The following is a 13,880-nucleotide window of genomic DNA, read 5'->3' as shown; positions in this document are numbered from 1 at the left end:
ATTTAAATTTGATAAGGTTTTGGTTGGAAGAGGGCCAAAAATACTGTCTCTAAAAATAATGAAATTTAACAAATATTAACTACTATTTAGAATGGTTTTAAATTGACAATTTGCGTCATTAAATTGTCACTGATTACTTAAATAGTTATACTTTTGTGCATTGTATAGGGGGGGTAGGCTCCTATAACAACGAATTTTAAAAGTTTTTATATCATAAATAAATAGTATAAAGTGCTAAATATGAGAAATATCTCATCCGTTTTGGGAAAACTTGCAAAGACAATGTCTGTTGGTCTGATGTTGTTGTTTGCCGTTACGATGTCTCGTGCGCAAGATGCTGCTAATGGTGCTGCGCTTTTTAAAGCTAACGCTTGTCAGTCTTGTCACGCTATTGGGAAGAAGTTAACCGGTCCAGATTTGGCTGGTTTGGCTGAGAGAAGGGAAGAGGCTTGGATTATCAAGTGGATACATAATCCGCAGGGAATGGTGGATTCTGGAGACCCGATTGCGGTTGAGTTGAAAGGTCAGTATCCAACGATGATGGCATCTTACGCTAACCTTTCTGAGGACGACATTCGTGACATCATCGCTTATGTTGGGGCAGAAGAAGTGAAATTGGCTGAAAAAGCGGTGACAGGCGATGCTGGAGCTGCTGGCGGTGGAGCTTCCAATGATGCCAACACGTTGATGATTGTGGGCTTGATTGCTATCGTTGTATTAGCGGTGGTGGTAATTGTTGTTTTGAACCGCGTTATTCGCTCTTTGGAGAAAGTTATTGCGGCAAATCAAGCAGCGATTGAAGCAGCGCAAGCTAAAAACGAAGTTTATCAGGAAAGCAGTGTTGCGAAGTTTGCTAAGGCTTTTGTACAGAATAAGAAGCTGGTTGGGTTCGCTGTATTGGGCTTGGTTGCTTTCTTAGGTGTTTTAGGGTGGAATACGATGTGGAACGTAGGCGTTCACACAGGGTATCAACCGGTTCAGCCAATTAAATTCTCGCACCAAATCCATGCTGGTGTTAATCAAATCGAGTGTCAATACTGTCATGGCGGTGCTTACAAATCGAAAAATGCTTCGATTCCATCGGCTAACGTTTGTATGAACTGTCACAACACGGTGACTGCATCGGATCATTATGATGGTGCTGTTTCTCCAGAAATTGCGAAGATTTACAAAGCAGTGGACTTTAACCCTGAGACGAAAGAGTACGGTAATAATCCAAAACCTATTCAGTGGGTTAGAATTCATAATTTACCTGACTTTGCATATTTCAACCACTCACAACACGTAACTGTTGCGGGAGTAGAGTGTCAAACTTGTCACGGTCCGATAGAAAATATGGAGGAAGTTTATCAATATTCTCCACTTACAATGAAATGGTGTGTGGATTGTCACCGTGAGACCGAAGTAGACGTAAATAACGCATACTACGATCAGTTGATCGAAGCGCACGAGAAATTGAAAAAAGGTGAGAAAATGACTGCAGCCATGATCGGTGGTCTGGAATGTGGTAAATGTCACTATTAATAGTTAATTTAGGAATACGCAATCTTATATACAGCTTAAATGGATAGCAATAAAAAATATTGGAAAGGTTTGGAAGAATTGCAACAAACACCTGCTTTCGTTGAGAGCAGCAAAGGTGAGTTTGCCGAGCCTATTCCTGTAGAAGATGTATTAAATGAAGCAGGCTTAAGTACCAAGACTCCTCGTCGTGATTTCTTAAAAGCCTTAGGTTTCGGTTTAGGAGCTGTGACGCTTGCAGCTTGTAATCGTACACCGGTGCATAAGGCTGTGCCTTATGTTATCAAACCAGAAGAAGTGACTCCGGGTATCCCGAATTTCTATGCTTCTTCTTTCAATGGGCAGAGTGTATTGGTCAGAACACGTGAGGGACGTCCGATTTCGATTGCTGCCAACCCTAATTCGATTGGTCTGAATCAAGGTACAGATGCTACGGCAGCTGCATCAGTTTTGGATCTTTACGATATGTCCAAGTTACAAAACCCGCAGGTGGGTGGTAAAGATGTAGATTGGACCAAATTGGATGCTACTGTCATTGCTGCATTGGATAAAGCTGCATCAGCAGGGAAACAAATTACTATTGTATCCAATTCGGTTAACAGTCCTTCAACTTTGGCTGCCATTGCAAAATTAGCTGAGAAATATCCTACGACAACCCATGTACAGGTAGATGCAGTATCATATAGCGGTATCATTGAAGCAAACAGAGCAAGTTTTGGTAAAGCCGTGGTGCCTTCTTACCACTTCCAAAATGCAAATGTTGTTGTTTCGGTTGCTGCGGATTTCTTAGGTTCTTGGTTAGCAGGTGAAGAACACACACAAGATTATATTAAAAACCGTGACTACAAATCATTGAAAAATGGTAAAATGTCACGTCACATCCAGTTTGAATCCGGTCTAAGCATGACTGGTACGAATGCAGATGTACGTATTGCTATCAAACCATCAGAAGAAGGTGCTGCGTTAATTTCTTTATACAACGCAATTACCGGACAATCATTGGCGGGTGGTATTACCAATAAAAAGGCACAAACGGCGATTACATTGGCCGCTAAAGAATTGACGAATGCAAGAGGAGCTGCTGTTGTCGTAGCGGGTTCTAATGATGTGAACGTACAATCTTTGGTAAATGCTGTCAATAGCGCGTTAGGTGCGTATGGTTCAATCATCGATTTAGATAATTACTCGAAACAATATCAAGGTTCTGACGCAGCTTTCCAACAATTTCTGGCGAATGCAACCGCTGGACAAGTTGGTGTGGCTTTCTTCCTGAACAGCAACCCTGTTTACGATTACTTCAAGCCAGCTGATGTACAGAATGCTTTAGCGAAAGTTGATTTCACCTTATCTTTTGCAGATCGTGCTGACGAAACGGCTTCTGAGTTGAATGCGATTGCACCGAACTGTACTTTCTTAGAAGCTTGGGGTGACTCTTCTTCTAAAGAAGGATACTACACTGTCGTACAACCAACAATTAATCCGGTGTTCAATACACGCCAAGCAGAGCAAAGCTTATTGGTTTGGGCGGGTGATAACACTAATATTTACGAATTTGTTAGACAGAACTGGGAAAACAATATCCTTGCAGGTACTGGTAAAGCATGGAAAGATGTTTTGCAGACTGGTTTTATTTATAAAGGATCCGAAACAGGTTCATCATACACGGCAAATGTTGATGTAAATGCTGTAACAACAGCTATCAACACAGCTGCAAAAGCGATTGCAGGCGATTTTGAATTGAAACTGTACGAATCAACTTCTATACGTGATGGCCGTTATGCGAACAATGCGTATTTACAAGAGCTTCCTGATCCAGTTTCTAAAGTGACTTGGGACAACTATGCTGCGTTGAACCCAAGAGATGCAGAGAAATTAGGCTTAGGTGAAAATGGTAAAGTAACTGTTGAAGCCAATGGTTATTCTGTAGAATTGCCAGTGGTTCTTCAACCTGGTCAGGCTTTAGGTACAGTGTCGGTAGCCGTAGGTTACGGACGCACTAAAGTTGGTAAAGCGGGTAACAACGTCGGTAAAAATGCTTATCCTTTTGCACAGGTTGTGAATGGAACGGTACAGTTTGCGGCTAAAGCTTCTGTAACGAAAGCAGGTGGTACTTACGAATTAGCACAGACACAAACACACCACACTATCGAAGGTCGTAACATTATCCGTGAAACGACTTTTGCAAAATATTTAAAAGATCCAAACTCCGAGTCAGGACGCTTTGCAGATTCGCATAAGACTTACGACTTATGGAACAAGTTTGAGGCGCCGGGTCACAAGTGGGTGATGGCGATCGACTTGAACGCTTGTACAGGTTGTGGTTCTTGTATTGTGGCTTGTAACGTGGAGAACAACGTTCCTGTTGTAGGACGTGACGAGGTTCGTCGTCGTCGTGAGATGCACTGGTTACGTATCGACCGGTACTATACTTTAGAGACTGCCGAAGGCAAGTTGACGAAAGAGAAAGAAATTGCAAAAGCTACAGATTACGATTATGAGGATGTAACGGTTGTTCACCAGCCGATGTTGTGTCAGCACTGTGATCACGCTCCTTGTGAGACGGTATGTCCGGTATTGGCGACAGTACACTCTTCAGAAGGTTTGAATCACATGGCTTACAACCGTTGTTTTGGTACACGTTACTGTGCGAACAACTGTCCGTATAAAGTACGTCGTTTCAACTGGTTTAACTACTGGAATGACTCTCGTTTCGACAACTATTTGAACAACGAGTTTACACAATTGGTATTGAATCCAGATGTAACTACACGTTCTCGTGGGGTTATGGAGAAATGTTCAATGTGTATACAGCGTATCCAAGCAGGTAAATTGGAAGCGAAGATTGAAAAACGCAAGTTGAGAGATGGCGATGTAAAAATGGCTTGTCAAGAGGCTTGTTCAGCAAATGCTATCATCTTCGGTGATATTAACGATCCTGAATCAGAGGTTTCAAAAGCATTGCGTAACGAACGTGTTTACTACGTGTTAGAGGAAATCAACGTTCAGCCGAACATTGGCTACATGACGAAAGTCAGAAATACATTTGAAGCGTAATTTTATTCTAATTCTGAAATAAAAAAAATATGTCATCGCATAACGAATCAATATTAAGAGAACCATTAATGACCGGTAAGGACATTACGTATGCAAAAATTACGGATGATATCTTACTACCGGTTGAAAATAAACCGAACAAAGCTTGGTGGATCGGCTTTATTGTAGCCGCTTTGGGAGCTATGTTATGGGTTGTGAGTGTCGGTTATACCTTTTGGACAGGTATCGGTGCTTGGGGTCTGAATAAAACAGTAGGTTGGGCATGGGATATCACCGACTTCGTATGGTGGGTAGGTATCGGTCACGCCGGAACGTTGATTTCAGCCGTATTATTACTTTTCCGCCAGAACTGGCGTAACTCCATTAACCGTTCGGCAGAGGCGATGACGATTTTCGCCGTTATCTGTGCCGCGACATATGTTGTTGCCCACATGGGACGTCCTTGGTTAGCTTACTGGATTTTCCCTTTACCAAATCAATTTGGGTCACTTTGGGTTAACTTCAACTCTCCATTGGTATGGGATGCATTCGCGATCTCTACTTACTTTACCGTATCCTTGGTATTCTGGTACTGTGGTTTGTTGCCGGATATCGCTTCTGTACGTGACCGTGCTACAGGTGTTAAACAAAAAGTATATAAAATCTTGTCCTTCGGATGGAATGGTTCGGTGAAGACATGGCAACGTTTTGAGATTGTATCCTTGATTTTGGCAGGTATCTCTACACCGTTGGTACTTTCCGTACACACAATTGTATCCATGGACTTTGCTACCTCGGTTATCCCGGGATGGCACACCACGATTTTCCCTCCATACTTCGTTGCTGGAGCGATCTTCTCTGGTTTTGCGATGGTACAAACCTTACTTTTAATTCTACGTAAGGTTATGAACTTTGAGCACTACATTACGATGTTCCATATCGAGTCTATGAACAAAATCATCATGACTACAGGTTCTATCGTAGGTATCGCCTATTTGACAGAGTTGTTTATCGCATGGTATTCAGGTTCAGAGTACGAGATGTATGCTTTTGCTAACCGTGTGGCTGGTCCTTATGCCTGGGCTTACTGGGCGATGATGACTTGTAACGTGATTTCTCCACAATTATTCTGGTTCAAAAAGATTCGTACAAGTATTCCGATCTCATGGGTATTATCTATAGTTGTGAACATCGGTATGTGGTTTGAGCGTTTTGTAATTATCGTGACTTCATTGCACCGTGATTACTTACCTTCTTCATGGGCAATGTTCTATCCAACCTGGGTTGATGTAGGTATCTTTGTAGGATCCATCGGTTTATTCTTTACCTTGTTCTTGTTGTTCTTGCGCTTCTTGCCAGGTATTGCAATTGCTGAGGTTAAGTTATTATTGAAATCTGCAAGTTTACAACAGAAAACGAAATTGGCTCAAGAAGGAGCATTCCCTGACGAACAAGTGGAATTCTTCAAAAATACTTTGGGTAAATATGACTCTGTAACGGAAGAAGATATTAAGGCATTAGACGTTAGAAAATAATAAGCAATGAGCAACACAAAATATATATTAGGTAGCTTTGCCGATCCAGATGATATGATGCATGGGATCGACAAATTGCAAGCAAACAATATCAGCATATATGATTGTTTCACACCTATGCCTATTCACGGAATTGAGGCGAAATTAGGTGTTAAGCCATCACGTTTACCAATTGCAGCTTTTTGTTTTGGCGCTTTAGGTACAGTTTTAGGATTTAGCTTGTTGTATTATACCATGGCACATGATTGGCCAATGAACATTGGTGGTAAACCATCTTTGCCATTGCCAAATTTTGTACCGGTTACATTTGAGGTTACAATCTTGCTTTGTGCATTGGGTATGGTGGCTACTTTCTTTTTACGTAACCACTTGTTTCCTGGACGTGCACCTCGCGTAATGGATTTAAGAGCTTCAGACGACCGTTTTGTTATCGCTATCGATGCTCAAGAGAATACGGACCACGCTTTGATCGACTCTCTATTGAAGGAAGCTGGCGCGGTAGAAGTTAAATACAATGAAAGAAAATATGTTAGCTATGAATAAGAAGAATTTTCTTGGATCTGTATGTGCTGCTTTCGCGTTAGCGGCAGTAGTTTCCAGCTGTGGAGATGGAAAAACCCGTAGTACAGGCTGGGAATTCTCCAGGAATATGTACGATCCGCTTGCTTACAATCCGGATCAACCCAACAATAATTTTAAAAATAACATGACGGCTCAGCTTCCTCCAGCTGGTACGACACCGATAGGATTTGAACGTTTTGAATTTGCCAATACGGTAGAGGATTATGAGCGTGCGGGAAGAGAATTGACAAATCCTTTGGAAGCTACCAAGGAGAACTTGGCAAAAGGTGAAGCTTTGTTCCAAACATACTGTGCAGTATGCCACGGTAAAGATGGAAAAGGAGACGGGCCTATAACGAAAGACCGTTCTGTTGAGGATTCTCGTGGAAAACGTGCTTTAGAGAATTTCCCTCCGCCGCCATCTTATCAGAAATCGGATGGTAACCCTTCGTCAAGAGGTGGTCAGATGAGTGAGCTTGGAGCAGGTAAGATTTATCATACGATTTTCTACGGATATAACGCTATGGGATCGCATGCTTCGCAATTATCTCCGGAAGAACGTTGGCAAGTTGTTATGTATGTTCAAGAATTACAAAAAAAATAATCTAACATCAATATAGTAAATGGGAACTCACAATCATCATCACGATTATAATTTCAGCGAAAGATTTCAATTTGCTGGTATCGCTAAGATACTCAGTATAGTTGGGATTGCTGTAGGTGTTATAGCTATTGTTATAGGCCTAATGTCAAGTGACCATATCATGGTTGAACGTACATACGCTAACCTATTATTGATGGGTTATTATTTCACATGTGTATGTGCTGCAGGTGCTTTCTTCTTAGCATTGCAATTTGTTACACAGTCAGGTTGGTCTGCTGGTTTGATTCGTATTCCGCAAGCCATGGCGAGCGTACTACCGATAGCTTCTCTTTTGTTATTGGTTATTGTCGGCGTAGGTTTATACACACATAATCTTTATCACCACTGGCATGCAGATGGATTGACCGACCCGGACAGTCCTCATTATGATGCTTTGGTTGCAGGTAAATCTGCGTTTTTGAATGTACCGGGATTCTTGATCCGCCAGATTCTGTTCATGGGATCTTATAGTATCTTTGCTTTTATTTTGGCTAAACTTTCTTACAAAGAGGATTTGGAAGGTGGATTAAACTCTTATAAAAAGAGCTTTAAATTATCGGCGATTTTCTTGGTAATTTTTGGTTTCACTACGCCAATCTGGTCTTTTGATACTGTGATGTCATTGGAAGCGCACTGGTTCTCGACAATGTTCGGTTGGTATAACTTTGCAGCGATGTGGGTTAGCGGTATTGCTGCTATTATCATCATCTTAATTCTAGTTAAGAAAGCTGGTTATATGAAATGGGTAAACGAAAATCATTTGCACGATTTGGGTAAATTGTTGTTCGGTTTCTCTATCTTCTGGACGTATGTTTGGTTTGCACAATTTATGTTGATCTGGTATTCGAATATTCCAGAGGAAACTGTATATTTCTACAAGAGATGGGAGCCTGAGTACAAGCCTTGGTTCTGGTTAAATATTTTAATCAATTTCTTAGCGCCATTGTTGCTATTGGTAGATCGTGATGCTAAGCGTAAACAAGGAATGATGTTGTTCGTTGCCATCTTGTTATTGTGTGGTCATTGGTTAGATTATTATATCATGATTATGCCGGGAACAGTGGAGACTCACCGTGGATTTGGATTCATTGAGATTGGTACGGCTATCGGTTTTGTGGGTTTGTTCTCTTTCTTGGTATTGAACAAGTTGAGCAAACATGCGTTAGCACCGAAGCACCATCCATTTATGGACGAAAGCTTACATCATCAAATTTAATTCTATATCAAACGAGAATACGTTTAAACGTTATAATAAGAAATGAGATTCAAAATTAATAACAGATTCAAATCCTTGTTTGGATGCTTACTTATAGTAGGGTTATTATTCGCTACGCCAAGTATCGCAACGCAACAGGATTCAGTGGTGGCGGAGACCACAGCGGAAGCCCCATCTACTGAGCCAGCCGGTGTTGAAGCCGCTGTGGCTGATACGACTGCTACGGAAGATGCTGCTGCTGAAACAGCAACGGTATCTACAAGTTCATCAACTTCTTCGGTTTCAGCTGCAGCTGAAGAAGAAACAACGATCGATCCGCAAGTTTATAAGAACTTCACATACTACGTGTTATTGTTCTTAGTGGTATGTACGATTGTTGCAGTGGTTTTAAAGGTTATTTCTATTTATGAATTGACCCGTAAGATGAACGGACAATACAACCCGTTGGCCAATAATAATATACAGGCTACTTTGTTTATTGTCTTCTTAGTCTTGTTTTTAGCTTTCATTTACTATGGCTATAGTGTTTGGGGAGCTTGGGCTTGGAAGCCTGCAGCAACAGAGCATGGTAAGGATATTGATACGATGTTTATCGTTACAACAGTGATTATCACTTTTGTATTGGTTGTTGTACATATTTTGTTGCTTAGCTTTTCATACATCTACAGAATGCGCCTTAACAGAAAGGCTTATTACTATCCGCACAATGATGCTATCGAACGTCTTTGGACTATCGTTCCGGCTGTGGTATTGACAATCTTAGTTTTGTTTGGTTTCTTCACATGGCGTAAGATTACCAATATTCCAGAAGAATTGCAGAAATCAGCACTTCAAATCGAGGTATTAGGTGAGCAGTTTATGTGGAGAGTGCGTTATCCTGGTGCTGATGGCGAATTTGGTAAGCGTAATTATAAATTGACAACAGGAACTAATCCTTACGGGATCGACTTCAATGACAAATCTGCTTGGGATGATGTCGATGGAGCGGATATCGTAATTCCTGTTAACAGATCAGTGCGTTTCCATATCATTTCAAAAGATATTATTCACTCATTCTATATTCCGGATTTCCGAGTGCAGATTAATGCTGTACCGGGAATGACCAACTATTTCCAATTTACACCGACATTGACTACAGAGGAAATGCGTGATCAGCTAAATGATCCTACGTATGATTACGTGATGTTGTGTAATAAGATTTGTGGTTCTGCCCATTACAATATGCAGAAAAAAGTTGTAGTTGTTACAGAGGCAGAATATAAAGAATGGTTGAGCAAACAAAACAAATATTTTAACGATGCTGTTCAAAAGGAGTTTCAGCTTTCTGACAACAAGGAAAGCCAAGACCTTTCTACAGCTTCATTAAATTAATTGAGATAAGTATATATTAAACGCATATGTCAAGTACAGTTATATCGCACGGCGCGGCACATCATGATTCCCATGATCATCATCATGAGACTTTCTTAACTAAATATGTATTTAGTCAAGACCATAAGATGATTGCTAAGCAATTTTTGATCACAGGTATTGTGATGGCAGTCTTCGCTATGGTGCTTTCTATCTTATTCCGTATCCAATTAGCTTGGCCGGATAAGGAGTTCCCTATTTTGGAGGTTTTCTTAGGAAAATGGGCCGAAGGTGGTCGTATCAAGCCAGATTTCTTCCTTTCTTTGGTTACCATCCACGGTACGATGATGGTATTCTTCGTGTTAACAGCGGGTCTATCAGGTACATTTAGTAACTTATTGATCCCTTATCAATTAGGGGCTCGTGATATGGCATCGCCATTGATGAACATGCTATCCTATTGGTTCTTCTTTATCGCATGTGTTATTATGGTAGCATCTTTCTTTGTTGAAAGTGGGCCTGCCTCTGCCGGTTGGACAATATATCCTCCACTGTCGGCTGTTCCTACAGCAATACCAGGTTCTGGTTTGGGTATGACAATGTGGTTAGTAAGTATGTTTTTGTTCATCGTATCGCAGGTATTGGGTGGTGTTAACTATATCAGTACAATTTTGAACATGCGTACGAAAGGGATGGATCTTTGGAAAATGCCATTAACAATTTGGGCATTTTTCTTAACAGCAATTGTAGGTTTGTTATCTTTCCCAGTATTGGTTTCAGCGGTAGTCTTATTATTCTTTGACCGTTCTGTTGGTACGTCTTTCTATTTATCGGATTTAGTAGTTGGAGGGGAGATTCTTCCTAATGAGGGTGGATCGCCGATCTTGTTCCAACACTTGTTCTGGTTCTTAGGTCACCCAGAGGTATACATCGTTGTCATGCCTGCTTTGGGTCTTACTTCGGAAATTATTTCAACGAACTCACGTAAACCAATTTTTGGTTATCATGCGATGGTTTATTCTTTAGTAGGTATCACAGTACTTTCTTTCATCGTTTGGGGTCACCACATGTTCGTAACGGGTATGAATCCTTTCTTAGGAGGGGTATTCATGATTACAACGTTGATTATCGCGGTTCCATCGGCTGTAAAAGCATTTAACTATATTGCAACGTTATGGCGCGGTAACATCCGCTTTACACCGGCAATGATGTTCGCAATTGGTATGGTGTCTTTCTTCGTGTCTGGTGGTGTGACTGGTTTGCACTTAGGAAACGCTGCTTTGGATATTAACTTGCATGATACGTACTTTGTTGTTGCCCACTTCCACTTGGTAATGGGATCGGCTTCTATTTTTGGAATGCTTGCAGGTGTATACCACTGGTATCCGAAAATGTTTGGACGTATGATGGATACCAAATTGGGATATCTACATTTCTGGTTGACATTTATTGGTGCTTACTTGGTATTCTTCCCAATGCACTTCATGGGTATTGATGGAGTTCCTCGTCGTTATTATGCCTTCACTGAGTTTGCCTTCATGGAAAAATGGGTATCTGTTAACCTATTGGTTACTTGGGCTGCTATCATTGCAGGCTTGGCGCAGGTTGCTTTCCTTTGGAACTTCTTCAGCTCGATATGGAAAGGGAAGAAAGCAACACAAAACCCTTGGAAATCGAATACCTTGGAGTGGACAACTCCTGTGGAGCATATTCATGGGAACTGGCCAGGAGAGATTCCTACTGTTTACCGTTGGCCTTATGACTACAGTAAACCAGGGCATGATGATGATTTTATTCCACAGACTACGCCTTTCTCTGAAACAATGAGTTCTAACTTACCTCATGATTTCGAAGGCAATGAGGAAGCTATTCGCATTCAGAATGAGTGGAATAAACAAAATAATAGAGAAATTGTAGAGTAAGAATAATGGAAAGGTAGGTGTTATACCTACCTCTCTCTTTATATTTTAGATGTAAGTAAGGGTTAAGGGAGCGCATAGATGTATCCTCGTGCAGAAAAACGATTTATAAAGTCAAATAGACTAACAATTATTGTCTTGTTTTTGGTAATAACCGCAGGCGGAATTGTTAGGAGCACAGGATCAGGTATGGGGTGTCCAGATTGGCCAAAATGCTTTAATCGCATTATTCCCCCTACAGATATTTCTCAGCTTCCTGAAGGATATGAGGAGCATTATATAGAAGGACGGGCGAAAAAGAATCAACGTTTTGCCAAGATGGTGGAAGCCTTTGGTTATTCTGAAATGGCCGATAAAATCCGTCATGATGAATCTATCTTGCAACATGAAGAGTTTAATGCTGCGAAGACCTGGACAGAATATATTAACCGATTGGTCGGTGTATTAACGGGCTTTTGTCTTCTTTTTTCAGCATTCTTTTCACTCACTTACATCAAGTCAAAACCATCTATTTTTGGATGGAGCGTTCTTAATGTTTTTGTTGTAGTCATTCAGGCTTGGTTAGGATCTATTGTGGTTTCTACCAATCTGATGCCTTGGATTATAACGGTGCATATGCTTTTAGCTTTGATTATTGTGGCTATCAGTATTTATACCTTCTATTTGGCAACTACACTACGTAATAAGGCAATCTTGATCAACCATCAATTTAGAGTCCTGAAAGCTTTAGCTTTAGTTTCTTTACTACTGATGACTGTGCAGGTTGTTTATGGTACAGAGGTGCGTGAGATGATTGACCATCTAGGGGATGAAGGAGTGGCAAGACAGGAATGGGTCGATCGGTTAGGGGGAGCTTACCTCATCCACCGTATTCTGGCTTATATTACTTTGGGATTAACGGTTTTGCTGTTTTTCCTGATAAAGAATAGATTTAGTTCATTGACATTGCAAAGCAAATATGCTTGGATAGCACTTGGTCTGGTCGGTGTTCAGATGTTGTCGGGAATTATTTTGGCACGTTTTGATGTACCAGCCTTTGCGCAAACGACCCATTTGGTGGTAGCGAGTTTGTTGTTTGGAGCGCAGTATTACCTGATGCTATTAATGACAAAATTAAAACGTTAGTTTGCGAAAAGATGTGGAAATTTGCCGTTCATTACATCAATTTTCAAATTAACAGGAGATAGAGATTATTCATGAGAGCGTTTATATCCGATTTCAACAAACTAGTCAAGCTTAGATTAACCTTAACGGTTGTTTTCTCAGCTTCAATAGCTTTTCTTATAGGTGCTAAGCAACAGGGAGACATTATTTGGGTCAATTGGTTGATTTTGACGATTGGTGGTTTCTTTGTTACAGGTTCGGCTAATGGCTTTAATGAGATTATCGAACGCGATTTGGATAAGTTGATGAAGCGTACGGCTGATCGCCCACTGCCTTCAGGCCGTATGACTACGGGACAAGCTCTGGTATTGAGTGTTTTTATGGGGATACTAGGAACTTCTCTGTTGGTTCGCTTAAACTTTTTGACGGGCTTGCTATCTGTATTCTCTATTATCTTGTATGCGTTTGTGTATACACCATTGAAGCAAAAATCACCTATAGCAGTATGGGTTGGCGCTGTTCCTGGGGCATTACCGCCATTGATTGGTTATTTTGCAGCTTTTAAGCCACTTGGTTTTGGTGTAGATTATGCTGAGGTGAGTGAAGCGGCTGTAGTTATAACACCTTTTGTGTTGTTTATTATCCAGTTTTTCTGGCAGTTTCCTCATTTTTGGGCGATAGCTTGGGTGGCTGATGAAGATTATAAAAACGCAGGTTTTCGTTTGTTACCGACCAAGGAAAAGGATAAAGTATCCGCATGGTTTATTTTCATTTCATCGGTATTGATGATTCCTGTAGGGTTTTTGCCTTTATACTTTGGATTCGGAGGCTGGTTTTTTACCATTGTCTCGGTATTAGGAGGATTGCTATTTGCTTATTATGGTTATAAACATGTGAAAGAGATGTCAGATGCATCGGCTAAGAAGGTCATGTTCACCTCCTTTCTGTATTTACCATTGACGCAATTGATATTATTATTTGATTTTATTCCTTTTTAA

The 13,880-nt window shown here is 40.8% G+C and carries 10 protein-coding genes; all 10 read left to right on the top strand.

The features are described from left to right. Nucleotides 1-240: 240 nt before the first annotated feature. The 10 genes from BM375_RS11135 (at nt 241) to cyoE (ending at nt 13,880) form a co-directional block, all read left to right on the top strand. Nucleotides 241-1,524 carry a cytochrome c3 family protein gene (locus BM375_RS11135; RefSeq protein WP_093366065.1) on the top strand — a complete coding sequence of 428 codons (1,284 nt, stop codon included), beginning with the start codon at nt 241-243 and terminating at the stop codon, nt 1,522-1,524. 39 nt (nt 1,525-1,563) lie between these two features. Continuing rightward, on the top strand, nt 1,564-4,575 hold the full coding sequence (locus BM375_RS11130) for a TAT-variant-translocated molybdopterin oxidoreductase (RefSeq protein ID WP_093366063.1): 3,012 nt from the start codon (nt 1,564-1,566) through the stop codon (nt 4,573-4,575). A gap of 29 nt (nt 4,576-4,604) precedes the next feature. Next, on the top strand, nt 4,605-6,089 hold the full coding sequence (nrfD, locus tag BM375_RS11125) for an NrfD/PsrC family molybdoenzyme membrane anchor subunit (protein ID WP_093366061.1): 1,485 nt from the start codon (nt 4,605-4,607) through the stop codon (nt 6,087-6,089). Between the two features lie 6 nt (nt 6,090-6,095). Continuing rightward, nucleotides 6,096-6,632, top strand: coding sequence for a DUF3341 domain-containing protein (locus BM375_RS11120; RefSeq protein ID WP_093366059.1), 537 nt, complete (start codon nt 6,096-6,098; stop codon nt 6,630-6,632). Continuing rightward, complete coding sequence (locus BM375_RS11115) at nt 6,625-7,254, top strand: c-type cytochrome (protein WP_317614818.1); 630 nt, start codon at nt 6,625-6,627, stop codon at nt 7,252-7,254. The genes BM375_RS11120 and BM375_RS11115 overlap by 8 nt, the downstream gene beginning before the upstream one ends. A gap of 19 nt (nt 7,255-7,273) precedes the next feature. Beyond that, nucleotides 7,274-8,509 carry a quinol:cytochrome C oxidoreductase gene (locus BM375_RS11110; protein ID WP_093366056.1) on the top strand — a complete coding sequence of 412 codons (1,236 nt, stop codon included), beginning with the start codon at nt 7,274-7,276 and terminating at the stop codon, nt 8,507-8,509. Nucleotides 8,510-8,551: 42 nt separating this feature from the next. Beyond that, entirely contained in the window at nt 8,552-9,880 is a 1,329-nt protein-coding gene (locus BM375_RS11105) for a cytochrome c oxidase subunit II (RefSeq protein WP_093366055.1), read from the top strand. Nucleotides 9,881-9,906: 26 nt separating this feature from the next. Beyond that, nucleotides 9,907-11,781, top strand: coding sequence for a cytochrome c oxidase subunit I (locus BM375_RS11100; protein WP_170852644.1), 1,875 nt, complete (start codon nt 9,907-9,909; stop codon nt 11,779-11,781). Nucleotides 11,782-11,859: 78 nt separating this feature from the next. Continuing rightward, a complete protein-coding gene (locus BM375_RS11095; protein WP_093366051.1) occupies nt 11,860-12,903 on the top strand; it encodes a COX15/CtaA family protein in 1,044 nt (347 codons plus the stop codon). 71 nt (nt 12,904-12,974) lie between these two features. After that, entirely contained in the window at nt 12,975-13,880 is a 906-nt protein-coding gene (gene cyoE, locus BM375_RS11090; RefSeq protein ID WP_093366050.1) for a heme o synthase, read from the top strand.

The organism is Sphingobacterium wenxiniae (assembly GCF_900116225.1).
Lineage (GTDB): Bacteria > Bacteroidota > Bacteroidia > Sphingobacteriales > Sphingobacteriaceae > Sphingobacterium > Sphingobacterium wenxiniae.
Note: the sequence above shows the minus strand (reverse complement) of the source record. Positions and strands in the feature narration are given on the sequence as shown.

What these genes read in the sequence shown, in the direction of transcription:
- BM375_RS11100 (WP_170852644.1), top strand. Translation starts at nt 9,907, where the DNA reads ATGTCAAGTACAGTTATATCGCACGGCGCGGCACATCATGATTCCCAT.
- BM375_RS11135 (WP_093366065.1), top strand. Translation starts at nt 241, where the DNA reads ATGAGAAATATCTCATCCGTTTTGGGAAAACTTGCAAAGACAATGTCT.
- BM375_RS11120 (WP_093366059.1), top strand. Translation starts at nt 6,096, where the DNA reads ATGAGCAACACAAAATATATATTAGGTAGCTTTGCCGATCCAGATGAT.
- BM375_RS11115 (WP_317614818.1), top strand. Translation starts at nt 6,625, where the DNA reads ATGAATAAGAAGAATTTTCTTGGATCTGTATGTGCTGCTTTCGCGTTA.
- BM375_RS11130 (WP_093366063.1), top strand. Translation starts at nt 1,564, where the DNA reads ATGGATAGCAATAAAAAATATTGGAAAGGTTTGGAAGAATTGCAACAA.
- cyoE (WP_093366050.1), top strand. Translation starts at nt 12,975, where the DNA reads ATGAGAGCGTTTATATCCGATTTCAACAAACTAGTCAAGCTTAGATTA.
- BM375_RS11105 (WP_093366055.1), top strand. Translation starts at nt 8,552, where the DNA reads ATGAGATTCAAAATTAATAACAGATTCAAATCCTTGTTTGGATGCTTA.
- BM375_RS11095 (WP_093366051.1), top strand. Translation starts at nt 11,860, where the DNA reads ATGTATCCTCGTGCAGAAAAACGATTTATAAAGTCAAATAGACTAACA.
- nrfD (WP_093366061.1), top strand. Translation starts at nt 4,605, where the DNA reads ATGTCATCGCATAACGAATCAATATTAAGAGAACCATTAATGACCGGT.
- BM375_RS11110 (WP_093366056.1), top strand. Translation starts at nt 7,274, where the DNA reads ATGGGAACTCACAATCATCATCACGATTATAATTTCAGCGAAAGATTT.